Here is a 23,436-nt window from a genome sequence, read left to right on the forward strand (position 1 = left end):
CGAACAATTCGCGGCGTATCAGGCCGCCTTGATCGGGTTGACCAGCAAGCCGATCTTCTCGATCTCCACTTCGCACACGTCCCCGTCCTTCATGAACAGCGGCGGCGTGCGGGCAAGGCCGATGCCCGATGGCGTGCCCATCACCAGCACGTCCCCGGCTTCGAGCGTGAAGCAGGTGGACAGCAGCGCCACGGTATCGACCACGTCGAACACCATGTCGGAGGTATTGGCGCTCTGCACCACCTGGCCGTTGAGGCGCGTCTCGATCTTGAGGCCGGCGCCGCCCGCGGGCAGTTCGTCGGCGGTGACGAGCCAGGGGCCGAAGGCGCCGGTATCGTCGAAGTTCTTGCCCACCGTCCACTGCGGGGTCTTGAGCTGGTAGTCGCGCACCGAGCCGTCGTTGAACACCGAATAGGCGACGATGTGGGAAAGCGCGTCTTCCTTGGCGATGTCCTTGCCGGCCTTGCCCACGACCGCGACCATCTCGCCTTCGTAGTCGAGCTGTTCGGAGGTGGTGGGCTTGATGATCGGCGCGCCATGGCCGATCAGGCTGGAATTGAAGCGCCCGAACACGGTCGGGAATTCCGGCACCTGGAAGCCGCCTTCGGCCGCGTGGTCCTTGTAGTTGAGGCCGAGGCAGATGATCTTGGGCGCCTTGACCAGCGGCGAGAGGAACGTCAGCTCCGCCTCGTCCACCAGGACGCCTTCGGCCACGACCTTCGATCCTGCCTGCACCAGCGCGTCGCCGCCCTGCGCGACGAGGGCGTCGAGGTCGTTGAGCGACGCGTCGCCCAGCACCACCTTGATGCCCTCGGCGGTGTCCACGGCCAGGCCGGTGCGTCCGTCTTTCGAAATTCTCGCCAATCGCATGATTCAATTCTCCTGAAGCGCCGGCACCGTGCTGCGCCCGGGCGTCTCGGTCAACATTAAATATATTCCGAACATTGAAATAGACTGCAGCGGTTGCGCATGGCGCTGGAAATGCTATGCCTGCGGGGATGAGCAGAAAGATCAGCCTGACCGAACGGGCCTACCGCCAGTTGCGGGACGAGTTGCTGACATGCCGTCTCGTCCCGGGCGAACGTATCAACATCAAGGACATAGCCGAATCGCAGGGCTTCAGCCTGGGCGCCGTGCGCGAAGCCTTGTCGCGGTTGACCTCGGAAGGCTTCGTCACCCAGGACGATGCGCGCGGCTTTCGCGCGACGCCGATCTCCATCGCCGACCTTGCCGACCTCGTGACGGTGCGCAGCGACATCGAAGGCCAATGCCTGCGCCGCGCGATCGCCTGTGGCGGGCTCGACTGGGAATCCGAGATCGTGCGCGCCGCCCACCGGCTGAGCAAGACGCCGACGCGCGATCCCGCCGATCCGGCCCGTCTCAACGAGGATTACGCCGAGGCCCACGCCGCCTTCCACCATGCCCTGGTGGCGGCCTGCGACAGCCCTTGGCTGCTCAAAATGCGCGACTGGCTCTATTCCCAGTCCGAACGCTACCGCTATCTCACCGTGCCGCTCTCGAACGCCGAGCGCGATCTGGTCCACGAGCATGCCGACATCGTCGGTGCCGTGCTGGCGCGCGAGGCGGACCGCGCCGTCGCCCTGCTGGGCGAGCACCTGTCGGCCACCGCGCGCGTCCTCATCGACCGGGAGGACCCGGCCCTGGCCCATGGGGGGGTGCGCCTGCTCGGCGACAAGGCGGCCTGAGATCCTGCTTCGAAAGTCGCCGTGGGACGACTTTCGAGTCCGGTTCCGGCCCACACCCCCACCCGGCCTCCCACAGCAGTGTATCCTGGATGGGAGGCCGGGTGGGGGTGTGGGCCGGAACCGGAATTTTGAAGCAGGCTGTGGAGGCATTTCAGCTCTGTCGCTGCTGGCCGGTGCCGCCGCCGCTGGCGGGCATCAGCATGTTGCTCATGCCGCCATCGACCAGCACGTCGATCCCGCTGATGTGGCCCGAATGGGGGCCGATCAGGAACAGGATCGCATTGGCGACGTCCTCGGCGAGGCCCAGCTTGCGCAGTGCGATGTTCGCCTCGCGCTGGTCGCGGCGCGATCGATCCTCGTATCCGGCGGCGGTCATCGGCGTGTAGGTGGGGCCGGGCGAGACGGTGTTGCAGCGGATGCCGTCGGGGCCCCACTCGACGCAGAGCTGGCGCACCAGCATCAGCAGCGCCGCCTTGCTGCACGAATAGAAACCCAGCCCCGGCGTCGCCTGCGTCCCCGACATCGAGGCGGTTGCCACGAAGGCGCCCTTGCTGGCCTTGAGGTGAGGATGCGCGGCTTTGGCCAGCAGCCAGGACGAGCGCGTGTTGACCGCGAAGATGCGATCGAAGTCCGCCGCCGGCTGATCCACCAGGGCTCCGCCCATGATGATCCCGGCGTTGCTGACGACCGCGTCGACGCCGCCCATGTGATCGAGCGCGGCGGCGACGATCCGCTCGCCGCAGTCCGCTTCGGACAAGTCGACCACGCAGGCCGCCGCCGCCGGGCCGATGGCCTCGACCACCTTGGCTAGATTGGCCGCGTCGCGGTCGGCGAGCAGCATCCGGTGATCGCCCGGGATGACAATGCCCGCCGCCAGCAATTCGGCGCAGGCGCGGCCTATGCCGCTTGCCGCGCCGGTGATGATTACACGCATCGTATCCTCCCTTGTCTTTTCCGTGCCTTGCGCGGTCATCGCGTCAGTCGGCCAGGCCCAGTTCGTCCATCAGCGCGGCGCGCAGCTTGAACTTCTGGATCTTGGACGCCGACATCGGCCATTCGTCGATGAACCGGATGTGCCGGGGGACCTTGAACGATGCGAGGCGCGCCTTGGCATAGGCGATCAGTTCGTCGGGATCGACTGCCACGTCGCCGTCGCGCTCGACGTAGGCGGCGGGGATTTCCGCGAGGCGTTCGTCGGGCAGTCCCACGACTTGCGCGAGGCGCACGGCGGGGTGGGTGGCGAGCACCGCTTCCACTTCGGCGGCGGCGACGTTCTCGCCGCCCACCTTGAGCATGTCCTTGAACCGGCCGTGGAACATGACGTGGCCGTGCGCGTCGATCGAGCCGATGTCGGCGCTGTGATACCAGCCGTCGGCGTCGAAGGCCTCTGCGGTCTTCTCCGGGTCCTTGTAGTAGCCGTCGAACAGGTTGTAGCCGCGGATGAGGATCTCGCCGCGCTCGTCGACGCCCTTTTCCGCGCCGGTTTCGGGATCGACGATCTTCATCTCGATCCCGGCCAGCGGATAGCCCAGCTTTTTCAGGCCCATCTCGGGGTCCATCGCATAGCCGCCGGTGGTGACGATGCCGGTCGCCTCGGTCATGCCCATGGTGCCGACCTGGAGCATGCCCGGGGCCTTGTCGCGATAGGCCTGGCCGACGCGGTCGGGCATGAAGGCGAAACAGCTGTTCTGCAGGCGAACCGACGACAAGTCGGCGCTTGCCCAGTCGGGATGCGCGATCATCGCCTGGTGGAAGGTGACGAAGGGCAGGAACATCATCGTCACCTGCTCCTCACCGATCTGCCTGAGGCTTTCGCCGGCATCGAAGTGGGGCTGGCCGATGAACGTGCCGCCCACGTCCATCGCCCCCAGCATGCACAGCATCGCGGCGATGTGGAACAGCGGCAGCGGCGACCAGGCGCGCTCGTCGTTGCGGAACTCCCACCGATAGCGGGCGAGGTTCCCGGCCTCGCGCGTGACGGCCTCGTGGCTGAGCAGGCAGCCCTTGGGATTGGCCGACGTGCCGGACGTGTAGAGGATCATCGCGGTGTCGCGGATGCGCACGGTCAGCCGGGCGGCGTGGATTTCAGCCTCGCTCACGGTCTCGACGCCGGCATCGAACATCGCCTGGTCGACGAAGCCCGGCAGGCTGCGCCCACCCAGCATCACCACCCGCCTGAGGCGCGGCGCTTGGGAAAGCGAGAGGTCGTTGGGGGCGGTCGCGGTGCTCAGGCCGGGCAGCGCTTCGACGAGCCGCCCGCAGAAATCCAGGTGTTCGCTCACCAGGTCGTTGGTCACGATCGTCGTCAGGTCGGCATTTTGGGTGACGTAAGTGACCTCGGGCGCCTTGTAGCGTGCGTTCATCAGGACCGAGACGGCACCCAACATGGCATTGGCGAACAGCGTCTCGACGAATTCGATGCTCGAGGGCAGGAGGATGCCGACGTGATCGCCGCGCCCGACGCCCAGCGCCTTGAGACCCCGCGCCCGGCGCAGCACGCTGGCGACGACGTCGTCGTAGGTCTTGCGCTCGCCCGGGAAGACCAGGGCCTCCTTGTCGCCGCCCAGGTCCCACGCCTTGAGCAGAAGGTCGCCCAGCGTCGTCCCCGATATCCGAATCGCGGCGTAATCCTCGCCCGTAGTGCCCACCGATGTCCGCTCCGCAAATGCTCGTGTGTCCATGAAGTGAGGGGGAGATTGCAGCAGGGCGGCAGCGGTGCGCCTTTCGTCGGATAGGTGCGGACGGGCCTTGGCGATCCAAGAGCTGGATCACGATATTTCGCGGATCACTTGTCGGGAATTTACGATGGAAGCCTATGTCTACGATCATGTGCGCACCCCGCGCGGCAAAGGCCGGCCGGATGGCGCGCTGCACGAGGTCACTTCGGTCGAAATGGCGACGCAGCTGCTCAAGGCGCTGCAGGAGCGCAACGACCTCGATACCGGCCTGCTCGACGACGTGATCATCGGCATGGCCCAGCCGGTGGGCGAGCAGGGCGGCGTGCTGGCGCGCGCGGCGGTGCTGCAGGCAGGCTATGCGCAGACCGTCGCCGGCCAGCAGATCCACCGCTTCTGCGCGACCGGGCTCGACGCGGTCAGCCTGATCGCGGCGCAGGTCCATTCGGGCATGATCCAGGCCGGCATCGGCGGCGGCGTGGAATCGATGAGCCGCACCGTCATGGGCTATGATTCGGGCGCCTGGACGTCCGATCCGGCGGTCGCCTACGGCAACTACTACGCCCCCCAGGGCATCGGCGCCGACATCATCGCCACGCTCGACGGCTATACCCGCCAGGACGTCGACGCCTTCGCGGTGGAAAGCCAGCGCAAGGCCGCCAACGCCTGGCAGAACGGCTACTTCAAGAAGTCGGTCGTGCCGGTGAAGGACATCCTGGGCAACGTCCTGCTCGACCATGACGAGCACATGCGCCCGACCACGACGCTGGAAAGCCTCGCCAAGCTCAAGCCTGCCTTCGAAGGCTTCGGCAAGGCCGGGTTCGATGCGGTCGCCAAGGCCCGGTATCCCGAGATCGAGGACATCGCCTACGTCCACCACGGCGGCAACAGCTCGGGCATCGTCGACGGCTCGGGCCTGGTGCTGGTCGGCTCGCTCGAGTTCGGCGAGAAGGCGGGGCTCAAGCCGCGCGGGCGCATCCGCTCCTACGCCAACATCGGCTCGGAGCCGACGATCATGCTCACCGCGCCCGCCGCCGTCTCGCGCAAGGCGCTCAAGGCCGGCGGCATGACCGCGAACGACATCGACCTGTGGGAACTGAACGAGGCCTTCGCCAGCGTCGTCCTGCGCTACCAGCGCGACATGGACGTTCCCGACGACCGGATCAACGTCAACGGCGGCGCGATCGCGATGGGCCATCCGCTGGGCGCGACCGGGGCGATGATCCTGGGAACCGTGCTCGACGAACTGGAACGGCGCGATCTCAACACCGGCCTCATCACGCTGTGCGCCGCCAACGGCCTCGGCACCGCCGCCATCATCGAGCGCGTCTGAGCGCCAAACGACAAGCAGATCGGGAACACCCATGGAAACTATGCGACTGGACGTGGCCGGCGACGGCATTGCGATCCTGACCCTCGATGCCGATGCACCGATGAACGTCGTCAACGACGCCTTCATCGCCGACATGGAGGAGGCGACCGCGCGGATCGCCGGGGACGATGCGATCAAGGGCGTCGTCGTCACGTCCGCCAAGAAGACCTTCATGGCCGGCGCCGACCTCAAGCAACTGGTCAACGGCTTCGAGACGCTCTCGGTCGACGATGCCTATGCCTTCTCGAAGCGGGCGACCGACATGCACCGCGCGATCGAGCATTCGGGCAAGCCCTGGGTGGCGGCGATCAACGGCCTGGCGCTGGGCGGCGGCTTCGAGCTGGCGCTGGCGTGCCATCGTCGCGTGCTGGTCGACGACCCCAAGGCGCAGGTCGGCCTGCCCGAAGTCAACGTGGGTCTGCTTCCCGGCTCGGGCGGCGTCGTGCGCCTGGGCATCATCGCCGGCATGAAGACCGCGCTCGACCTGCTGCTGTCGGGCCGCTCGGTCGGTCCGGCCGAGGCGCTCAAGCTGGGGATCGTCGACGAGGTGGTTCCCGCCGATCGCCTGGTCGATGCCGCCCGGGCATGGCTCGCCACCGGACCCGACGCGGTGAAGCCGTGGGACGTCAAGGGCTGGGTGCCGCCGCAGAAGAAGGGCCTGACCGTCCCTGAGGATTCCGCCGCCTACATGATGGCGGCAGGCGGCCTCGCCAAGTCGGGCTACAACCAGCCGGCGCCGCTGGCGATCCTCAACGCGCTGTTCCACGGGCTGCAGATGCCGTTCGACAAGGCGCTGACGGTCGAAGGCAAGTACTTCGCCAAGCTGCTGACCAATCCGGTCTCGCGCAACATCATCCGCACCACCTTCATCTCCAAGCTCGCGGCCGAGAAGGGCGCGCGCCGTCCCGAGGGCTTCGCCAGGTTCGAGGCGCGCAAGGTGGGCGTGCTGGGCGCAGGCATGATGGGGGCGGGCATCGCCCACGTCTCGGCCAATGCCGGGATCGAGGTGGTGCTGATCGACCGCGACGTCGCCACCGCCGAGAAGGGCAAGGCCTATTCCGCCAAGGTGCTCGGCAAGCTGGTCGAAAAGGGCAAGCTGGCGCAGGACAAGGCCGATGCCGTCCTTGCGCGCATCACCCCGACCGACGACTTCGCCCTGCTCGAAGGCTGCGATCTCGTCGTCGAGGCGGTGTTCGAGGACACCGCGATCAAGGCCGAGACGACCCGCAAGGCCGAAGCGGTCCTGCCGACGGGCGCCATCTACGCGTCGAACACCTCGACGCTGCCGATCTCGCAGCTGGCCCAGGCCTCGCAGCGGCCGGACCAGTTCATCGGCCTGCACTTCTTCTCGCCGGTCGACCGTATGGGGCTGGTCGAGGTCATCATGGGCAAGCAGACCAGCAAGGAGACGCTGGCCAAGGGGCTCGACTTCATCGCCCAGTTGCGCAAGACGCCGATCGTCGTCAACGACAGCCGCGGCTTCTACACCAGCCGCGTCTTCCAGACGCTGATCCACGAGGGCGCCGCGATGCTGGGCGAAGGCGTTCCGCCCGCCGTGATCGAGAATGCCGCCAAGGCCGTCGGCATGCCGGTGGGCCCGCTGGCGCTGCTCGACGAACTGACGCTCGACCTGCCGCTCAAGATCGTCGACCAGGCGATCGCCGAGGAAGGCGATGCCTACACCCCGCCCGCCGGCGTTGCCGTGATGCGCCGGATGAAGGACGAGATCGGTCGGTCGAGCCGCAAGACCGGCGGCGCCTTCTATGAATACCCCGAAGGCGGCAAGAAGCACTTGTGGAAGGGACTGGGCGAGCATTTCCCCGTCAAGGACAGCTGGGACGTGGAGGAACTGAAGACGCGCTACCTCTATGCCCAGGCGATGGAGACGGCGCGCTGCCTCGAGGAGAACGTGCTCGAAACCCCGCAGGATGCCGACCTCGGCGCGATCTATGGCTGGGGTTTCCCGGCCTGGACCGGCGGCACGATCAGCTACATCGACACCGTCGGCCTGGCCGCCTTCGTCCAGGAATCCGATCGCCTGGCCCAGCTCTACGGACCGCGCTTCCTGCCCTCGGCGTGGCTGCGCGACAAGGCAGCGCGGGGCGAGGCGTTCTATACGCCGGCACAGGCTAGCGCGATCAAGGAAACGGTCCCGGCATGAAGCGGCTTACCTTCGAGCCGGAGCACGAGCAGTTCCGCGACAGCGTCGTCAAGTTCATGAAAGCCGAAGTGGGCGCCCATGCCGAGCGCTTCCGCGAGCAGGGCATCGTCGATCGCGATGTGTTCCTCAAGGCCGGCGCGCAAGGCCTGCTGTGCACCTGGGCGGACGAGAAGTACGGCGGGGCGGGGATCGACGATTTCCGCTTCGAGCAGATCATCATCGAGGAGAACATGCGCCACGGTGACATCGGCTTCTACATCAACCTGCACAACGACCTCGTCGCGCCCTATATCGCCAAGCTGGGCACCGACGAGCAGAAGGACCGCTGGATGCCCGGCATCGTCAGCGGCGAGAAGATTCTCGCCGTCGCGATGACCGAGCCTTCGACCGGCAGCGACCTTGCCGGCATGCGCACGAGCGCGGTCGACAAGGGCGATCACTGGCTGCTCAACGGGGCGAAGACCTACATCTCCAACGGCATCCTGGGCGACCTGGTGGTCGTAGCGGCGCGGACCGATCCGGAAAGCCGCCATGGCCTGGGGCTCTTGGTCGTCGAACGCGGGATGGACGGGTTCGAACGCGGCCGCAAGCTCGACAAGATGGGCATGCAGGCGCAGGATACCGCCGAACTGTTCTTCAGCGACGTCAAGGTGCCCAAGGCCAACGTGCTGGGCGATCCGACCCAGGGCTTCCGGTATCTCGCGCGCTTCCTGGCGCAGGAGCGCCTGGTCGCCGCGATCGGGTTCATGGCGACGGCGCAGACCGCGTTCGATCTCACGCTCGACTACGTCAAGGAGCGCAGGGCGTTCGGCAAGCCGATCGGAGCCTTCCAGAACACCCGCTTCGCGATGGCGACGATGCGCGCCGAACTCGATTCTCTGCAGACCTACGTCGATCAAAGCGTGCTGCTGCTGAACGCAGGTGAACTGACCGCGGAGGACGCCTCGTCCGCCAAACTGCTCGCCAGCGAGCTCGAGGCCCGCGTGATGGACCAGTGCGTCCAGCTACACGGAGGCGCTGGCTACATGCAGGAATACCGCATCTGCCGGATGTACACCGACGCGCGCGTCAGCCGCATCTTCGCCGGCACCAGCGAGATCATGCGCGAGATCATCGGCCGCGGACTGGGCCTCGACGAACGGAAGCTGAACTGATGGCGGTTCTGGATATCGACAAGCTGCTGGCATACCGGCTGCCGGAGTACCGCGAGAGCTACGACATGCGGGACACCATCCTCTATGCCCTGGGCGTAGGAGCGGGCCTGTCGGACACCGTCGACGAACTGGACTTCGTGTTCGAACGGGACTTGAAGGCGCTTCCGACCATGGCCCTGGTGCTGGGCACGCCCGGATTCTGGGCGATGGACCCCAAGGCGGGCCTCGATTGGAAGAACATCCTCCACGGGGAGGAAACGCTGGTCGTCCATCGCCCGATCGAAGCGACGGGCGAACTCGTCGGCTCGACCCGGATCCTGGACATCGCGGACAAGGGCCCCGGCAAGCCGGTCATGATCCGCAGCCGCCGCGAACTGACGACCCTATCGGGACTTCCCGTAGCCGAGACCACCGGGGTCTGGGTGCTTCGCGGGGCGGGAGGCTTCGGAGGCGTTCGCGACCTTCCGGGCGATCCCTTGCCGGCCGTGCCCGATCGGGGGGCAGACTGCGTCATCGACCTGCCGACTTCGCGTAATCAGGCTCTGGTCTATCGCCTTTCGGGCGATCGCAACCCGCTTCATGCCGACCGGGAGCTGGCCAGGAGCGTCGGCTTCGAGGAACCGATCCTGCACGGCCTTTCCACCATGGGCGTGATCGGGCGGGCCCTGCTTCACAAGTGTGCCGACGGCAACCCCGACCATATGCGGTCGATGCGCCAGCGCTTCACCGCGCCGGTCGTTCCCGGCGATGTCATCCGCACCGAGATATGGGACGAGGGCGACGGTTCGGCCCGGTTCCGCGCCTCTGTGCCGGAGCGGGGCATCGTCATTGCCGACTGCGGCGTCGCGACGTTTGGTACGGTGTGAACCTTGCCTGCCGGTCTCGCGTCCGAGGCCGGCAGGCAAGGGCGGCGCTATGCGGGCCAGCTAGGCACCCGCCCCTGCATTCCGGTGAAAATGGCCCGCATCGGTTCGGGCACTTGCCCGGCACCGACCCCCGTCCCGAAGTTGATGCCGCGCCGCTCGTATATACGCCAGCCTTCGGCCGTGCGGCGCAGGCGATCCTCGTAGCCGCCGATGGCGAGCAGATCTGTGGGGCGTAGCGGATCGGCATCAGGGATGGCAAACCAGTGCCATGCGAGGATACGACTTGCCGCACGCGCCTCGTCGCCAGCCAGTTCGATGACCAGATTGGTGACGTTGTGCGAGCAGCCCAGCAGCGCGCCCTGGTAGGCCATGCACTGCGCATGGATCGCCTCGCGCCCGATCGATCGCGTGCCGCCGAAGTCGATGCTGCCGTCCAGCGTGAAGACGTCCTCGGCGATACGATGAAACTGCATGGCATCGACGAGATGGGCATAGCGATAGACGCATTCCTCAATGGCGATGCGATCGGCGATCGCTTCGAGATCGATGGTCATGGTAGGCGCACTCCCCTGGTGGCGGCGATCTGCGTGGTGATGTCCCAAAGACGTAGCGCCTCGTCCGACGAAGACGAAGTTGCCGGCGCGGGGCATGTCAGCCGCAGCCGACGACGCCGCCATCGACAGGAATCTGCGCTCCGGTCACGTAAGCGCCCGCGCGCGAGCACAGGAAGACGACGATGCCTGCGATGTCCTCCGGCGTGCCCAGTCGCTTCATCGGGATATGCGCCAGAAGGGCGGGATCGACCCGATCGTCCTCGCGCATGTGCGCGGTCATCTTGGTGGGGAAGAAGCCCGGGATCACGGCGTTGACTGTGATGTTGCGTTCGGCCAAGTCGCCGGCCAGGTCCCGGCTCATCATGTGCACCGCCGCCTTGCTGGCTGCATAGCTGTAGGCGCTCAACCGTTCCGTCTTCATGCCGGCGACCGATCCGATGTTGATGATGCGCGCCGGGTCCAGCGGGGCACCCGCTGCGCTCAATTGCGGCAGCAGTTCGCGGATCATGGTGAAGGGCGTCTGGACGTTGACCGCCATCACCCCGGGCCAGGCCTTGTCCGGAAACGAATCGATCGACCCACCCCAGGTCTTGCCGGCGTTGTTGACGAGGATGTGGCATTCCCCGAGGGCTTCCCGGTAGCGTGCCACAAGGTCCACCGCCGCTTCCGGGGTCGACAGGTCCGCGGGCAGGGCGACGCACGTGCCAAGGCCATCCATCTCCCTTGCCGCCGCTTCGCAGACCTCTGCCTTGCGCGACGTGACGGCGACCGTGGCACCGGCCCTGAGAAGACCTTCCGCGATCATCCTGCCCAGGCCCTGCGCCCCCCCGGTGACGAGCGCCTTCTTGCCGGCAAGGCTGAACAGGTCGCTCACATCGTCACCACGACTTTGCCGAACTTGTGCGCATCGCGCAGGTGCAGAAGCGCTTCCCTGGCCTGTGCCAGCGGATACGTCGCTTCGATCACCGGCTTGATCGCGTGCGTGTCTGCGAAGGCCAGCATGTCCCTGAAGTCCTGCGGATCGCCCACCTGGCTACCTACGATGCTGGCGCTCTTGAGGAAGATGTCGGTGGCGTTGAACTTGATCTCGTTCCCGGCAGTCGAGCCATAGATGACGATCCGCGCACCCGGATTGATCGCGCGTACGTAGTTGGCGAAACTGGGCGAGGGTGCGCCGTCGAGCACGACGTCGATGCCGCCGGTCAGCTTGCCGACCTGCTTGCGCCAGTCGGGATCGGTATAGAGCAGGCCGCCCTTCGCACCCATGGCGACCGCGCGGTCGATCACTTCCTGGCTCTCGCCGGTCACGTAGACGTTGGCACCCTTGGCCACCGCGAAAGCAAGGCCGAAGGTCGCCACGCCGCCGCCGACGCCGCTGATGAGGACGGTCTCGCCGGCCTCGAGACGCCCCTTGAACATCAGGGCGCGCCAGGAGGTCAGCGCGGTAAGCGGCATCGCGCCCGCTTCCTCGAAGCTCATGAAGGCAGGCTTGGGGGCCAGATTGCCCGCAGGCACACAGATGTACTCCGCGATGGTCCCGGCAAAGGGCATCCCCAGCAGGCCGAAGTCGTCAGCGGGCGCGTGGCGGTCGGGTCCCCAGTTGCGTGCAGGGTACAAGACCACTTCATCGCCTTGGGTGACGCCCGAGACGCCTTCGCCGACCATGTCGACCACGCCGGCACCGTCGCAGCCGAGAGTCACCGGCAGCGTCATGCCCGGATATTGCCCGTGAGTAATGAACAGTTCTCGATGGTTGACCGAAGCTGCCCGCACGGCGACCCGTACCTCGCCCGGACCGGGGAGTGGCGTCTCCACATCCGTAACGACAACAGCCTCAGGGCCGCCCGCCCGGTCGAGATAGAGAGCCTTCATGGTCAACCTTTCCTACTTCGCATGCAAGCAAGCGCCTGCCGGCAGACTGGGAGTCTCGCACATTCGCGGCGCGCTCCCCCGTAAATGAGCGTGGACAATGTCCCGCACCGTTGATGACCTATCTGCCGATAGGGAAAGAAGCTTGCATTTAAGATTTCGCTGCGCGGAGGCGCGTGGATCTTGCTCGGCGCGGTTCGGACTTCCCTGCTGGCGGAAATCGCGGTGCTTCAGGGTAATCGTTCGGAAGCGCGCCGTGCGGTGCGTGCGGCGGCGGCCGCAGGCCGTGCTGCGGGCCCGCCAGCTGGGCATTCTTCCCTGACGCTGTGCCCGGGGCAACCCGGGCCGCTTCCGTTCGCTCGCTTGCGCCTATCGAAGGATAGATTGCGACCGGTGGTTGACCTGCCAACTCCCGCCGGCGCGAAAGGAACCGTCATGTCCAAACGTAAAGTCATCATCAGTTGCGCCGTCACCGGGGCCATCCACACCCCGTCGATGTCGCCTTATCTGCCGGTCACGGCGGAGGAGATCGCGCAATCGGCGATCGGCGCCGCCGAGGCGGGCGCCGCGATCATCCACCTGCACGCGCGCAATCCCGTCGACGGGCGGCCGGACCAGAACCCGGACCTGTTCGAGCCCTTCCTCAAGGTTATCAAGCAGCGCAGCGACGCGGTCATCAACCTGACCACCGGCGGCCACCCCTCGATGACCGTCGAGGAGCGCATCCGCCCGGCGAAGACCTTCGCGCCCGAAGTCGCCAGCCTCAACATGGGGACGATGGGCTTCGGTCTGTTCCCGATGCTGGACCGCTACAAGGAGTTCAAGCACGACTGGGAACCGGCAGCGCTCGAAGCGTCGCGCGACCTGGTGTTCAAGAACACTTATGCCGACATCGAACACCTGCTGACGACGCTGTCTCCGCTGGGCACGCGCTTCGAATTCGAATGCTACGACACCAGCCACCTCTACAATCTCAAGTATTTCCTCGACCGCGGCCTGGTGAAGGCGCCGCTGTTCATCCAGACGTGCTTTGGCATCCTGGGCGGCATCGGCGGCCATCCCGACGACGTGATGCACATGAAGCGCACTGCCGACCGCCTGTTCGGCGACCAGTACGAATGGTCGGTCCTGGGGGCGGGCGCGCGCCAGATGGGGATCGTCGCCATGGCCGCCTCGATGGGCGGCAACGTCCGCGTGGGGCTCGAGGACTCGTTGTGGGGCGGGCGCGGCAGGCTTGCCGAGACCAACGCCGAGCAGGTCCGCACCGCGCGACAGATCATCGAAGGGATGGGGCTCGAGGTCGCCACGCCTGATGAGGCGCGCGCGATGCTCGACCTCAAGGGCGCCGATCGGACCAGCATCTGATGGAAGAGCCGAGGGGGCCGCTCGCCGGCATCCGCATCGTCGAGATCGACGCGATCGGGCCGGTGCCGCTGGCGGCGATGCTGCTGGCGGACATGGGCGCCGACATCGTGCGTGTGGCGCGTCCGCCCAGCGCCGGGGTGGGAGATTGGGAAGACGTCGGGGGCGACATCCTCCACCGCAGCCGCGCGGTGGTCCACCTGGATCTCAAGCAGGATGCCGACCGCGCCCGGCTGCTGGACCTGGTCGAGCGGGCGGACGGGCTGATCGAGGGCTATCGCCCGGGTGTCATGGAACGCCTCGGCGTGGGACCCGATGCCTGCCTGGCACGCAATCCGCGCCTTGTCTTCGCCCGCATGACCGGGTGGGGGCAGACCGGCCCGCTGGCGCTGCGCGCCGGGCACGACATCAACTACCTCGCCATCACCGGGGCGCTGCACGCGATGGGCGAGAAGGGCAGTCCGCCGCCGGTGCCGCTCAACCTCGTGGGCGATTACGGCGGCGGGGCGATGTTCCTGATCGCCGGCATGCTGAGCGCGCTGCTGTCCGCCCAGCGCACGGGGCGGGGGCAGGTCGTGGACGCGTGCATCACCGACGGCGTCGCCTCGCTGATGAGCCTGTTCTACGCCTGGCAGCCCAAGGGGCTGTGGGAAGACGCGCCCGGCTCCAACCTGCTCGACGGCGCCGCGCCGTTCTATCGCACCTATGCCTGCGCCGATGGCGGCCATGTCGCGGTGGGATGCCTGGAGCCCAAGTTCTTCGCGCAGATGGTCGAAGGACTGGGGCTTGCGGATCGCGGCTACGACCAGAACGCGCGCGCCGGATGGCCGGCGATGGAAGCCGACTTCGCCGCCGCTTTCGCGAGCCGGCCGCGCGATGAATGGGCCGCGCTGTTCGCCCCAACCGATGCCTGTGTCACCCCGGTCCTGTCGATGGCCGAGGCGCCGAGCCATCCGCACAACCGGGCACGAGGCACGTTCGTGGAGCGCAACGCGATCGCCCAGCCGGCGCCCGCACCGCGTCTGTCCAACACCCCAGCCGCCATTCGCGAACCCGGGGCGCTCGACATCACGGAGGCTCTCGCGGCATGGTCGTGATGCGCCGCCGGCGCAGTGCCGATGTCCCACAACTGCGCATTCGCGCGGATGGTGCATCGGTGCAACATTCCGCAAATTAACTTTAAACCACAGCGGCATCCTATCCCACGATAGGTGGAGAGCAGGGGGTGACCCCGCCATTTGCCGCAAGCTTTGCCGGTGCCGACCGAGCAGAACAAGAATTCAAGAGAGGATCTCATGCAGACCACATTGCTCAAGTGCGCACTATTTTCGACGGCGGCGCTGATCGCCGTGCCGGCCAGCGCACAGGACAGCGACACCCAGGCATCACCGACGGCAGGGGCACCGGCGACGGCAGAGGCAGTGGCCGACGCAGCAGTCCCGGCGGACACTGCGGGTTCCGGCGACATCGTGGTCACCGCCCGCCGCCGCGCCGAGCGGCTGCAGGACGTCTCGGTCTCGATCACGGCGTTCTCGGCCGCCTCGCTCGATCGCAGCACCGTGCAGACGGTCAGCGACATCAAGACGATCGCCCCCGGCTTCACTTTCTCGTCCGAGGGCGGCAAGGACAACGTGGCCCTTACCCTGCGCGGCATCGGCCAGTTGCCGCTGGGCGAAGTGACCCCCGGCGTCGTCATCTACCTCAACGACACGCCGCTGCCCTCGGTCGGCTCAAACGTGCCGACCTACGACATCAGCAGCATCCAGGTCCTCAAGGGGCCGCAAGGTACGCTGTTCGGCCGCAACACGCTGGGCGGCGCCGTCGTCATCGGCAGCGAGAAGCCGAGCTACCAGTTCGAAGGCTACGTTCAAGGGACGTATGGCCGCTTCGATTATCGCGAACTGCAAGGCGCGGTGAACATCCCCATCATCGCGGACAAGGTGGCGTTGCGCGCCGCCGGCCAGATCCGCCGTCAGGACCCGCGCACGGTCGCCTTCGACGGCGGTCCCGGCTTCGACGACATCCACCAGGACGGCTTCCGTCTCTCGTTGCTGCTCGAGCCGGTAGACGGGCTCAAGAGCACCACGATCTACGAATACTTCAAGGGCGACGAACTGGCGGGCGGCCTTTACCTCCTGCGCCAGAATTTCCCCTTCGCCGCGCTCGGCCTGGGCGTGGTCGACCCGCAAGTGCAGGCGGCGCTGGAGACGCAGCGCGGCAACCGCCGGGGTTCGTTCGACGGCGGCATCGATGGCGGCCGTTCGTACCGCAAGACCACCTCGGTCACCAACGACACCTCGTTCACCTTCGGTGCGCTGACGTTGCGCAACATCTTCGGCTATCGCAAAAACTACAGCGACCAGCTCATCAACACCGGCGGCCTCCCCGAACTGCAGATTCCGACTGGGCTCGCCGCTCCGGCCACCGTGCCGTTTACGCTGTTCACCGCCGCGTCGATCCTCGACCGCCAGTACATCACCAACGAAACCCAGTTGCTGGGTGATTTCGATGGTTTCAACTTCATCGCCGGCGTCTTCTACAACAACGACAAGCCAGCGGGCGCCAGTGGTTCGCAGTTCACCGCATTCTCGGTCGGCTCGGTGCCCGCCCCCGCCGTCACCGCCCACGTTCGCAACAAGAACTACGCGGTCTATGCCCAGATCGGCTACGAGATCACGGACAAGCTGAAGCTCAACCTGGGTGGGCGCTATAGCTGGGACAAGGTCTCGGCATGCGGCGGCACGATCGGCACGGGCTACGTCGACGAGGCGACCTGCCTCGACGTCGCGGCGACGGGCGCGGCGGACGGCGTCGGCGTGGTCTCGAACAAGGGCGAGGAGCCGAGCTGGACCATCGGTCTCGATTACAAGCCCAACCCCGACTGGCTGCTCTACGTCGTGTCGCGGCGCGGCTATCGCGGCGCGAACGTGAACACGCCGTTCTTCGAGACCCCCTATACCACCGGCGGCATCGACCCGGCCTGCGTCGCGACCGGCGGGGTCTGCGCAGACTTGCGCCCGTTCCAGAAAACCGGCGAGGAAAAGATCACCGACGTCGAAGTCGGCTCGAAGTACGATTACCACGTCGGTTCGGCACGCGGACTGCTCAACATCGCCGCGTATTACAGCAAGTACAAGAACGCGCTGCAGTTCCTCAACACGCAGACCACGGTGCCCAACGGTACGCCGGATTCGCCCAGCAATGGCTCGCTGGCGGTCAACGCGGCGAACCTGCGAATCTGGGGTGTCGAGCTGGAAGCCTCGATCAGCCCAGTGCGCAGCCTGACGGTCGGCTTCAACGCCGCCTACACTAACGTCAAGGTCGAGAGCGTGTCGGTGCCGGGCACCCTGCCGTCGACGATCGTGCTGGGCCCGGACCAGATCAACAAGTATTCGCCCAGCTTCTCGGGCACGGCGAGCCTTAGCTGGATTCTTCCAGTGCGCCCGGCAGATGGCGAGCTGACGTTCAACGCGGACCTGTTCATGACCACTGACTTCGGCGGCCAGAACGGCGAGAAGCTACCCGGCTACGACCTCGCCAATGCCCGCCTCGACTGGCGCGGCATCGCTGGTTCGGGGCTGGATTTGGGCGTCTACGTGAAGAACCTGTTCAACGTCGATTACTATTCGGCGTCGAGCGTTCTGCTGCCCTCGTTCCCGACCAGTTCGGTCTATGCCGGCGAGCCGCGGACTTGGGGCGTATCGGCCAAGTACTCTTTCTGAAAAGTGCGTTCGGGATAGTGGGCCGGCGGGCCAGGGTGCGGAGTGCGATATGACATCGGAGCAACTCTACCTCGCCTCCGGCCCCGCCTAAGACATCGCGCGACCATTGCCCGGGCCCGCTGCCGCGAGGCATTGGCGGCGATGGGCGTCGGTTCGAACTTGTGCTAACTCACGGAGATTGCGCAATTTGTCCTGTGCGACACCGGCCTGCTGATCGGCATCGGCGAGACGCGCGGCGAGCAGGTCGGTGCACGGGAGGCGATCCGCGAACTGCAGCGACGGCAACATCCAGGACGTCATCGTCCGGCCCTTCCGCGTCAAGGCCGGCACTCTGATGGCGGGTCATCCCTAACCGTCGCTGGACGATCACCTCCGGGCGATCGCAGCAGCCGCGGCTGCCGATCTGGTTCGGCGGCGATGCGGAACCTGTACTGCGGCGCGTGGCGAAATTCGGCGATGGCTGGTCGCCGTTCCGCACGCCGCCGGAAAAATTCCCCGAATGCCTCGACCTGATCCGTTCGCAGCCCGAATACGACGGCCGGCCGATCGACCTGTTCTTCGCGCTGGAAATGCTCAAGGTCGGCCCGCACCACGAGATCATGGACGATCCGCGCGCGCCGGGCACGCGCGATGCGCAGAAGATCATCGACCAGATCGGATGGCTCAAGGAACTGGGTGTCAACGAAACCATCGTGCCGCTGCCGCCCGGCATTTCGGGGCTCGACGAATATCTCGACCGATTGCGCTGGGTGGCCGAAGAGATCATGCCCAAGGTTTGAACCTGCCCGGCGGAAGGGGGCAGCGCCGGCTGCGCGGGGCACCAAACCCGGCTGCATCGCAGTCAACGACAAGGGCGAAAGTTTCGGCAACGACGCCTCGGTTCACTTCGTCGAGGCGATGCCCGGCACCGGCGCGGTCCCGGCGCACATCATCGGCGATGCGGACTTCGTGAAGAAGTACGGGATGGGCATGATCTTCCCCGGCGGTGGCGGGCTAAAGAAACCGATCGCGGCAGCCGGGAGACGGTTCGACCACGGTGGGCCTGAAGATCGACGCACAGTGCCGGGTGGTCGGCGCGGATGGCAAGGCGGTGCGCGGGCTCTACGCCGCCGGCTCGATGCCAACTCGATCTGGCGCGGCAACTCGCCCGCGCACGGCTGCAATGTGGGACCGGCGATGGTGACCGGCTACATAGCCGGCAAGGTCATGGCCGAGGCGCTCGTCCCCGCCTAGGGTCCAGCACCGCGTAGGAGGGATCGTCGCCATCGCGGCGCCCTCCGAAACTGCCGAACAGGCCGAACGGATGGCCGGGCTCCCGCTTGCCGGGCTGCTACCCCCGGTCGCCAACAGCGCATGGGAGCAGGGGCAAGGTGCGGCCCCCTACTCCCTTGACGGCCTACTTATACGGATCGACGGGCTGTGGCACTTCGACGACGCCGATGTCCTTGAGCATCGTCAGCACGTCGGAAATGCTGAAGATGCTCACGATCTTGTCGTCGGCGAACTGGACGATCGAAAACCAGTTGACCTGGAATTCATTGCCGGTCGGCTGCACCCCCATGTAGGGCCCGCCGACGTGCTTGCAGTAGTGGGTGGCGTAGATCCAGATTTCGTTGTCGCCCTTGCCGACCGCATCGATGGTCTTGTAGGCGGCCGGGTAGAAGGTCTTGTAGAGCGCGACCGGTGACGTCTTCCACTGTTCGTATGTGCCGAGATCGGGACGATTGGGGTTGCCGTAGCGGAAATCGGCGTGGAAGAAGCGGTCCATGCCGTCGAAGTCGCCTGCGTTCAGCGTCTCTTGCAGGTCGGTCCAATGCTTGACCATTGTTTTCTGCCTGTCGGTCAACAGGGGGGAGCCGGTCACGTCCAACTGTTCGCGAATGGGTTCTTTCCAAGCCACTTCAAGTCTCTCCATATCTTGCCGGATAATGCCGGTGTCAGTCTTCCGGCGCGATCGTTACCTGCATGCCGGCGAGGGCGTCGACCATCATCACCTGGCACGACAGGCGCGAATATTCGCTGCGGTGGGGCGAACCGTCCAGCAGGTCGCTCTCGTCTTCCGAGATCGGCGGCAGCGCTGCGGCGAACGCGGGATCGACGTAAACGTGACACGTGGCGCAGGAGCAGCATCCACCGCAAAGGGCCAGCAACTCGTCGAACCCGGAATCGCGGATTGCCTCCATCACACTGACATCCGCAGCGGCCTCTATCGTCTTGACCGTGCCATCGCGGGTGACGACGTTAAGTTCGGGCATTGTACCTCTCGTGGACCATGGTGATGTGGGCGTCCTAAACACCGCCACGCCGTCGCCATCCTGCCGGACGGTAGGAGCCAGCCAAGTGCTCAGCGGCCCTCCCGTTGACCGAGAAACGATCGAAATAGAACGTGAAAGGGCGGTGCTCGCCATGTTCGGCCAGATAGGCGTGGAGATCGGCCGGGACGGCATCGGTCAGCGGGATGTCCGCGATACGGTAGATTTCCTTGACGATAGGGTCGGGGTTACGGATCAGCTAGGTCGGTGATGTCGATGACGTTGCCTGCGGCCTGTTCCTGCGCGGCGCTGTCTATGGTGCTCTCCCCTGTCGTGGTGCATTGTCCTGGCCGACGTGACGATGCACGATGTAAGGCCGGCGACCCTTCCTTCGGCAAGGTGCGCTGCTGTCCTCACTGCGCCAAATTGCCCGCCAGAACGCCACGACGCCCGAAATGGGTGCCAGAACAGGCAAGCGGAAAGAGGACATATGACAAGCTTCTCCCATGTCTACGACCTGCCGACCACGTCCGGGATGGACTGTGCCATCAGAGGCCGCATCGCGCTGCCGGGGGTCGTGATGGAACTCCACGAATACCGTTTCGAAGGCCCGCAAGGCGGGGTGTTCTCCTCGCCTCGCAGCTTCCTGGACCTGGCGCTGTCGCCGCGGCCGGGCGAACCGCGCGGCGGCTATGACGAAGTCGATCGTGGGGCGGTGCAGGCGCTCGGCCCGGTGATCTTCGTGCCGGCCGGCGCGCGTCTTCACACGCATTGGGGCGCGGGACGCCAGACCTCGATCTGCTGCGGGTTCGATGGTTCGGGCCTGGCGTCGGAAGAGATGGGTATCTGCACCGAGGTGCTGCGCGCGACGCTGGACATCCGCAGCCGCCCGATAGTCCAAGCCCTGCGCCGCATCGCCGAAGAGATCGCTCGGCCGGGGTTCTGCAGTGAAATACTGGCGCACGCGGTCTGGACGCAGACTGCCGTTGAACTTCACCGCTACCTGCAACTTGCGACCCGCAGCCATGCCTCCGGCGCCTTGCGGCTTTCCCCGGCCCAGCTCGCCCGTATCCAGGACCGGGTCGAACAGCCCGGCAAACCGCCTAAGGTCTGCGAACTGGCAGCCGACTGCGGCCTGTCGGCACGCCACTTCTTCCGCCTGTTCCGTGCGACTACCGGGCAGACTCTCACCGCTTACGTGGCCGATCGCAAGATCGCCCTTGCACGCCGGTTGTTGGAGCCCGGTGGCGCCGCGATCAAGATGGTCGCCTGGCAGTGCGGGTTCGACAGTGCCGCAGCCTTTTCCGCAGCTTTTCGCAAGGCGACCGGCCTGACCCCGCGGCAGTTTCGGCAGGCGATGATGCATTGAGCGCGGCACCGGACAGGCAGGGCGGTTTGGCGATGGCATTGGCGCGATCGCGAAAGACCGTCGGCTTGTGGGGCGGTGGCGGACGTCGCACAGTCCCGCCAAAGCGCTGCCGTATCGGCGGAGCGTGATCGGAGAGGGTATTTGCCGGAAAATCTTTTCGACCTCAGTGGCAAAGTGGCATTGGTCACCGGTGCCAATTCGGGCCTGGGCTTCGGATTCGCGCAGGGGCTTGCCCGCGCGGGAAGCGACATCGTCATCTGGGGCCGTCGTACAGACAAGAACGAGGAAGCCGCCGCGGCGCTGCGCGCCCATGGCGTGCGGGTCTTCGCAGACAGTGTCGACGTCGCCAGCGAACCGGACATCGTGGCGGGTTTCGCGCGCGCTCTGGACGCGATGGGGCGCATCGACACCGTGGTCGCCAATGCCGGCATCGCCAGTCAGGTGGACTTCACTGAAATGGACGTCGCGACCTATCGCAAGCTTATCGACGTCAATCTGGACGGTGCGGTGTTCACTTTGCGCGAAGGCGCGCGGCACATGAAAGCACGGGCGCAAGCTGGCGATCCTGGGGGATCGCTCATCATCTGCGGGAGCGGTTCGATCTTCCAGGGCGTGCCGACCATGGCGCACTATGGCATTGCCAAGGGCGCCCTGAACGCGCTGGCAAAGGCTCTGGCGGCCGAACTGGGTCCGATCGGGGTGCGCTGCAACGTCGTCGCGCCGGGCTTCATCGAGACGGAAATGACGTTCGCGGATCCCGAGGTGGGCAAGATGCTGGCCGACATGGTCGCGGCCAAGACACCGCTCGGCCGTGCCGGCAAGCCGTCTGACCTGGCGGGTGCGGTCATCTATCTCGCCAGCGACATGTCGGCCTACCATACCGGCGATACGCTGGTCGTGGATGGCGGCAAGATGGTGGCCAACTGACCGACCGACAGGTTGCGCAAATTCGCGCGGCATCGACCCTGACCGCGACTCGAGGAGATTCGAATGTTCGCAAGGCCCAACAGCCAGCATAGCCAAGTGGCCTACGTGACCAATGATCTCGTCGCGGCAATGGCGCTGCTCAGATCGGAATACGGCGCGCCCGGTTTCTTCGAACTTACAAACATCCAGCCCGGCGAGGACCCGACTGGCAAGCCGGTGCTGAAGATCGCGCTCACGATTGTCGGCGGGGTGGAGATCGAGCTGATCGAACCTGTCGGCGATACCGCGCCGATCTTTCGCGAAACCTTGCCCGGGGGCGAGGGACTGGCCATCCGTTTCCACCATGTCGCCACCCGGATCGGAGGGCCGATCGCCAACTGGGAGGCGCATCTGGCATCACTCGACCTGGCACGGCATCCAGTGGTGTTCGAGGGCGGCGTAGGCGACATGCTGCGCTATATCTACACCGACGAGCGTCACGCTCTGGGCCATTACATCGAGCACGTCTGGATGTCGCCCGAACTGCTCGGGCAGATGGCCGACCTGGTCCCTTCCTATCCTTCCGCGAAGGATCCCATATGATGACCCGTGCCCTGTCCCGGCTGAACTTCCGTGACGTCGGCGGGCTCCCGGCGGCGGGCGGCCGCACCGTGCGCTCCGGCGTGATCTACCGCTCGGAAGGCCCTGCAAGCTTCGTCGAGAACCACCATGCCGAACTGGGCGAGCTGGGATTTCGATCGGTTGCGGACCTTCGCTCATCGATGGAGCGCGACAAGGCTCCGCATCTGTGGTGCGGGCCCGGCTGCCGCCTGTTGGACCTCGACATGAATACCGATCTTCGCGCGCAGGGGGAGGACATGTGGAAATCGCTCGGCAGGGAACCCACGGCCGGTCGTGCGATGGAGGTGATGGCCCACAACTACGGGCTCATGCCCCAGGCGTTCCTGCGGCACCTTCCCGCCATGGTCGATGCGCTGCTGGCGGGCGACGTGCCGATGCTGGTTCATTGTACGGCGGGGAAGGACCGGACCGGCGTAGTGATCGCGCTGTTCCTGGAATTGCTGGGCGTTCCGCGCGGAGCCATCGTCGAGGACTATCGCAGGTCGGATGTCTTCGGCGCCAATCTCAAGATGTCCGGCCATCTCAAGAAGGGCCTCCAGGAGACTTTCGGCTTCGTGCCGCCCGACGACATGGTCGCGGTGCTGATCGGCGTGGATGACAAGTTCCTCGATCGTGCCTTCGAAGCGCTCGACGGGGAATGGGGTAGCATCGACGGGTACTTCGAAGCGGCTGGAATCGATGCCGCGAAACGCGACGAGCTGCGCGGCCGTCTTGCCACACACTAGGCGGCAAATTTGCGCGGGCGCTTCGGCCATCCTGGCCGGCACGGTTCTTCCGGTGTTCCGCGCGCTTGCCCTGCCCGACATTCGACAGACAGTGGAGACCG

The 23,436-nt window shown here is 66.1% G+C and carries 23 protein-coding genes; 14 read left to right on the forward strand and 9 right to left on the reverse strand.

Annotation, left to right across the window (positions count from 1 at the left end):
• Positions 1-18: 18 nt before the first annotated feature.
• Positions 19-870 (reverse strand): fumarylacetoacetate hydrolase family protein, encoded by an 852-nt coding sequence (locus ACFFDA_RS06905; protein ID WP_404477273.1) that lies wholly within the window; start codon positions 868-870, stop codon positions 19-21.
• A gap of 128 nt (positions 871-998) precedes the next feature.
• On the opposite strand from ACFFDA_RS06905, the gene ACFFDA_RS06910 reads away from it, so the two are divergent.
• Entirely contained in the window at positions 999-1,706 is a 708-nt protein-coding gene (locus ACFFDA_RS06910; RefSeq protein WP_404477274.1) for a GntR family transcriptional regulator, read from the forward strand.
• 151 nt (positions 1,707-1,857) lie between these two features.
• Here the strand turns inward: ACFFDA_RS06910 and ACFFDA_RS06915 are convergent, their stop codons facing one another.
• Both ACFFDA_RS06915 and ACFFDA_RS06920 read right to left on the reverse strand, forming a co-directional pair.
• Positions 1,858-2,640, reverse strand: a complete 783-nt coding sequence (locus ACFFDA_RS06915; RefSeq protein WP_404476595.1) for an SDR family NAD(P)-dependent oxidoreductase — start codon at positions 2,638-2,640, stop codon at positions 1,858-1,860.
• A gap of 43 nt (positions 2,641-2,683) precedes the next feature.
• Complete coding sequence (locus ACFFDA_RS06920) at positions 2,684-4,354, reverse strand: class I adenylate-forming enzyme family protein (protein WP_404476596.1); 1,671 nt, start codon at positions 4,352-4,354, stop codon at positions 2,684-2,686.
• 157 nt (positions 4,355-4,511) lie between these two features.
• On the opposite strand from ACFFDA_RS06920, the gene ACFFDA_RS06925 reads away from it, so the two are divergent.
• Genes ACFFDA_RS06925 through ACFFDA_RS06940 form a run of 4 tightly spaced genes read left to right on the forward strand, consistent with a single transcriptional unit; the run spans position 4,512 to position 9,934 of the window.
• Entirely contained in the window at positions 4,512-5,714 is a 1,203-nt protein-coding gene (locus ACFFDA_RS06925; RefSeq protein ID WP_404476598.1) for an acetyl-CoA C-acetyltransferase, read from the forward strand.
• A gap of 31 nt (positions 5,715-5,745) precedes the next feature.
• Positions 5,746-7,914: a 3-hydroxyacyl-CoA dehydrogenase NAD-binding domain-containing protein gene (locus ACFFDA_RS06930; protein ID WP_404476600.1), complete on the forward strand. Its 2,169-nt coding sequence runs from the start codon at positions 5,746-5,748 to the stop codon at positions 7,912-7,914.
• Positions 7,911-9,068 (forward strand): acyl-CoA dehydrogenase family protein, encoded by a 1,158-nt coding sequence (locus tag ACFFDA_RS06935; protein ID WP_404476603.1) that lies wholly within the window; start codon positions 7,911-7,913, stop codon positions 9,066-9,068. The genes ACFFDA_RS06930 and ACFFDA_RS06935 overlap by 4 nt, the downstream gene beginning before the upstream one ends.
• Positions 9,068-9,934 (forward strand): MaoC/PaaZ C-terminal domain-containing protein, encoded by an 867-nt coding sequence (locus ACFFDA_RS06940; protein ID WP_404476605.1) that lies wholly within the window; start codon positions 9,068-9,070, stop codon positions 9,932-9,934. Before ACFFDA_RS06935 ends, ACFFDA_RS06940 begins: the two co-directional genes overlap by 1 nt.
• Positions 9,935-9,981: 47 nt before the next feature.
• Here ACFFDA_RS06940 and ACFFDA_RS06945 read toward each other — a convergent pair whose 3' ends face one another.
• The 3 genes from ACFFDA_RS06945 to ACFFDA_RS06955 form a co-directional block, all read right to left on the reverse strand.
• Complete coding sequence (locus ACFFDA_RS06945; protein WP_404476607.1) at positions 9,982-10,488, reverse strand: nuclear transport factor 2 family protein; 507 nt, start codon at positions 10,486-10,488, stop codon at positions 9,982-9,984.
• A 97-nt stretch (positions 10,489-10,585) separates the two neighbouring features.
• Positions 10,586-11,362: an SDR family oxidoreductase gene (locus ACFFDA_RS06950; protein ID WP_404476609.1), complete on the reverse strand. Its 777-nt coding sequence runs from the start codon at positions 11,360-11,362 to the stop codon at positions 10,586-10,588.
• Complete coding sequence (locus ACFFDA_RS06955) at positions 11,359-12,360, reverse strand: zinc-binding alcohol dehydrogenase family protein (protein ID WP_404476611.1); 1,002 nt, start codon at positions 12,358-12,360, stop codon at positions 11,359-11,361. The genes ACFFDA_RS06950 and ACFFDA_RS06955 overlap by 4 nt, the downstream gene beginning before the upstream one ends.
• 432 nt (positions 12,361-12,792) lie before the next feature.
• Between ACFFDA_RS06955 and ACFFDA_RS06960 the strand changes: the two genes are divergently transcribed.
• The 3 genes from ACFFDA_RS06960 (at position 12,793) to ACFFDA_RS06970 (ending at position 17,441) form a co-directional block, all read left to right on the forward strand.
• A complete protein-coding gene (locus tag ACFFDA_RS06960) occupies positions 12,793-13,722 on the forward strand; it encodes a 3-keto-5-aminohexanoate cleavage protein (protein ID WP_404476615.1) in 930 nt (309 codons plus the stop codon).
• Entirely contained in the window at positions 13,722-14,816 is a 1,095-nt protein-coding gene (locus ACFFDA_RS06965; RefSeq protein WP_404477276.1) for a CaiB/BaiF CoA transferase family protein, read from the forward strand. Before ACFFDA_RS06960 ends, ACFFDA_RS06965 begins: the two co-directional genes overlap by 1 nt.
• A gap of 198 nt (positions 14,817-15,014) precedes the next feature.
• Positions 15,015-17,441 (forward strand): TonB-dependent receptor, encoded by a 2,427-nt coding sequence (locus tag ACFFDA_RS06970; protein WP_404477278.1) that lies wholly within the window; start codon positions 15,015-15,017, stop codon positions 17,439-17,441.
• 87 nt (positions 17,442-17,528) lie between these two features.
• On the opposite strand, the gene ACFFDA_RS06975 is transcribed toward ACFFDA_RS06970, so the two are convergent.
• Complete coding sequence (locus tag ACFFDA_RS06975; RefSeq protein ID WP_404477280.1) at positions 17,529-17,741, reverse strand: hypothetical protein; 213 nt, start codon at positions 17,739-17,741, stop codon at positions 17,529-17,531.
• Positions 17,742-17,881: 140 nt separating this feature from the next.
• On the opposite strand from ACFFDA_RS06975, the gene ACFFDA_RS06980 reads away from it, so the two are divergent.
• On the forward strand, positions 17,882-18,220 hold the full coding sequence (locus ACFFDA_RS06980; RefSeq protein ID WP_404477282.1) for a hypothetical protein: 339 nt from the start codon (positions 17,882-17,884) through the stop codon (positions 18,218-18,220).
• Positions 18,221-18,507: 287 nt separating this feature from the next.
• Positions 18,508-18,624, forward strand: a complete 117-nt coding sequence (locus tag ACFFDA_RS06985; protein ID WP_404478306.1) for a hypothetical protein — start codon at positions 18,508-18,510, stop codon at positions 18,622-18,624.
• A gap of 213 nt (positions 18,625-18,837) precedes the next feature.
• Here ACFFDA_RS06985 and ACFFDA_RS06990 read toward each other — a convergent pair whose 3' ends face one another.
• Together ACFFDA_RS06990 and ACFFDA_RS06995 are read right to left on the reverse strand one after the other, a co-directional pair.
• Complete coding sequence (locus ACFFDA_RS06990) at positions 18,838-19,266, reverse strand: ester cyclase (RefSeq protein WP_404477283.1); 429 nt, start codon at positions 19,264-19,266, stop codon at positions 18,838-18,840.
• Positions 19,267-19,378: 112 nt separating this feature from the next.
• The gene (locus ACFFDA_RS06995) at positions 19,379-19,696 is read right to left on the reverse strand and encodes a 2Fe-2S iron-sulfur cluster-binding protein (protein ID WP_404477284.1); all 318 of its coding nucleotides are present in this window, start codon (positions 19,694-19,696) and stop codon (positions 19,379-19,381) included.
• Positions 19,697-20,183: 487 nt separating this feature from the next.
• On the opposite strand from ACFFDA_RS06995, the gene ACFFDA_RS07000 reads away from it, so the two are divergent.
• From ACFFDA_RS07000 to ACFFDA_RS07015, 4 genes are all read left to right on the forward strand, one after another.
• Entirely contained in the window at positions 20,184-21,062 is an 879-nt protein-coding gene (locus ACFFDA_RS07000; protein WP_404477286.1) for a helix-turn-helix domain-containing protein, read from the forward strand.
• Between the two features lie 141 nt (positions 21,063-21,203).
• Positions 21,204-21,989 (forward strand): SDR family NAD(P)-dependent oxidoreductase, encoded by a 786-nt coding sequence (locus ACFFDA_RS07005; RefSeq protein ID WP_404477288.1) that lies wholly within the window; start codon positions 21,204-21,206, stop codon positions 21,987-21,989.
• A 63-nt stretch (positions 21,990-22,052) separates the two neighbouring features.
• Positions 22,053-22,571, forward strand: coding sequence for a hypothetical protein (locus tag ACFFDA_RS07010; RefSeq protein ID WP_404477290.1), 519 nt, complete (start codon positions 22,053-22,055; stop codon positions 22,569-22,571).
• A complete protein-coding gene (locus ACFFDA_RS07015; protein WP_404477291.1) occupies positions 22,568-23,335 on the forward strand; it encodes a tyrosine-protein phosphatase in 768 nt (255 codons plus the stop codon). Before ACFFDA_RS07010 ends, ACFFDA_RS07015 begins: the two co-directional genes overlap by 4 nt.
• Positions 23,336-23,436: the final 101 nt, after the last annotated feature.

The organism is Novosphingobium sp. BL-52-GroH (assembly GCF_044813085.1).
Taxonomy (GTDB): Bacteria; Pseudomonadota; Alphaproteobacteria; order Sphingomonadales; family Sphingomonadaceae; genus Novosphingobium.

Bases quoted from the DNA above. Each gene is read 5' to 3' on its own strand.
- ACFFDA_RS06905 (WP_404477273.1), bottom strand. From the start codon at position 870: ATGCGATTGGCGAGAATTTCGAAAGACGGACGCACCGGCCTGGCCGTG.
- ACFFDA_RS06910 (WP_404477274.1), top strand. From the start codon at position 999: ATGAGCAGAAAGATCAGCCTGACCGAACGGGCCTACCGCCAGTTGCGG.
- ACFFDA_RS06915 (WP_404476595.1), bottom strand. From the start codon at position 2,640: ATGCGTGTAATCATCACCGGCGCGGCAAGCGGCATAGGCCGCGCCTGC.
- ACFFDA_RS06925 (WP_404476598.1), top strand. From the start codon at position 4,512: ATGGAAGCCTATGTCTACGATCATGTGCGCACCCCGCGCGGCAAAGGC.
- ACFFDA_RS06930 (WP_404476600.1), top strand. From the start codon at position 5,746: ATGGAAACTATGCGACTGGACGTGGCCGGCGACGGCATTGCGATCCTG.
- ACFFDA_RS06935 (WP_404476603.1), top strand. From the start codon at position 7,911: ATGAAGCGGCTTACCTTCGAGCCGGAGCACGAGCAGTTCCGCGACAGC.
- ACFFDA_RS06940 (WP_404476605.1), top strand. From the start codon at position 9,068: ATGGCGGTTCTGGATATCGACAAGCTGCTGGCATACCGGCTGCCGGAG.
- ACFFDA_RS06945 (WP_404476607.1), bottom strand. From the start codon at position 10,488: ATGACCATCGATCTCGAAGCGATCGCCGATCGCATCGCCATTGAGGAA.
- ACFFDA_RS06955 (WP_404476611.1), bottom strand. From the start codon at position 12,360: ATGAAGGCTCTCTATCTCGACCGGGCGGGCGGCCCTGAGGCTGTTGTC.
- ACFFDA_RS06960 (WP_404476615.1), top strand. From the start codon at position 12,793: ATGTCCAAACGTAAAGTCATCATCAGTTGCGCCGTCACCGGGGCCATC.
- ACFFDA_RS06965 (WP_404477276.1), top strand. From the start codon at position 13,722: ATGGAAGAGCCGAGGGGGCCGCTCGCCGGCATCCGCATCGTCGAGATC.
- ACFFDA_RS06970 (WP_404477278.1), top strand. From the start codon at position 15,015: ATGCAGACCACATTGCTCAAGTGCGCACTATTTTCGACGGCGGCGCTG.
- ACFFDA_RS06975 (WP_404477280.1), bottom strand. From the start codon at position 17,741: ATGACGTCCTGGATGTTGCCGTCGCTGCAGTTCGCGGATCGCCTCCCG.
- ACFFDA_RS06990 (WP_404477283.1), bottom strand. From the start codon at position 19,266: ATGGTCAAGCATTGGACCGACCTGCAAGAGACGCTGAACGCAGGCGAC.
- ACFFDA_RS06995 (WP_404477284.1), bottom strand. From the start codon at position 19,696: ATGCCCGAACTTAACGTCGTCACCCGCGATGGCACGGTCAAGACGATA.
- ACFFDA_RS07000 (WP_404477286.1), top strand. From the start codon at position 20,184: ATGACAAGCTTCTCCCATGTCTACGACCTGCCGACCACGTCCGGGATG.
- ACFFDA_RS07010 (WP_404477290.1), top strand. From the start codon at position 22,053: ATGTTCGCAAGGCCCAACAGCCAGCATAGCCAAGTGGCCTACGTGACC.
- ACFFDA_RS07015 (WP_404477291.1), top strand. From the start codon at position 22,568: ATGATGACCCGTGCCCTGTCCCGGCTGAACTTCCGTGACGTCGGCGGG.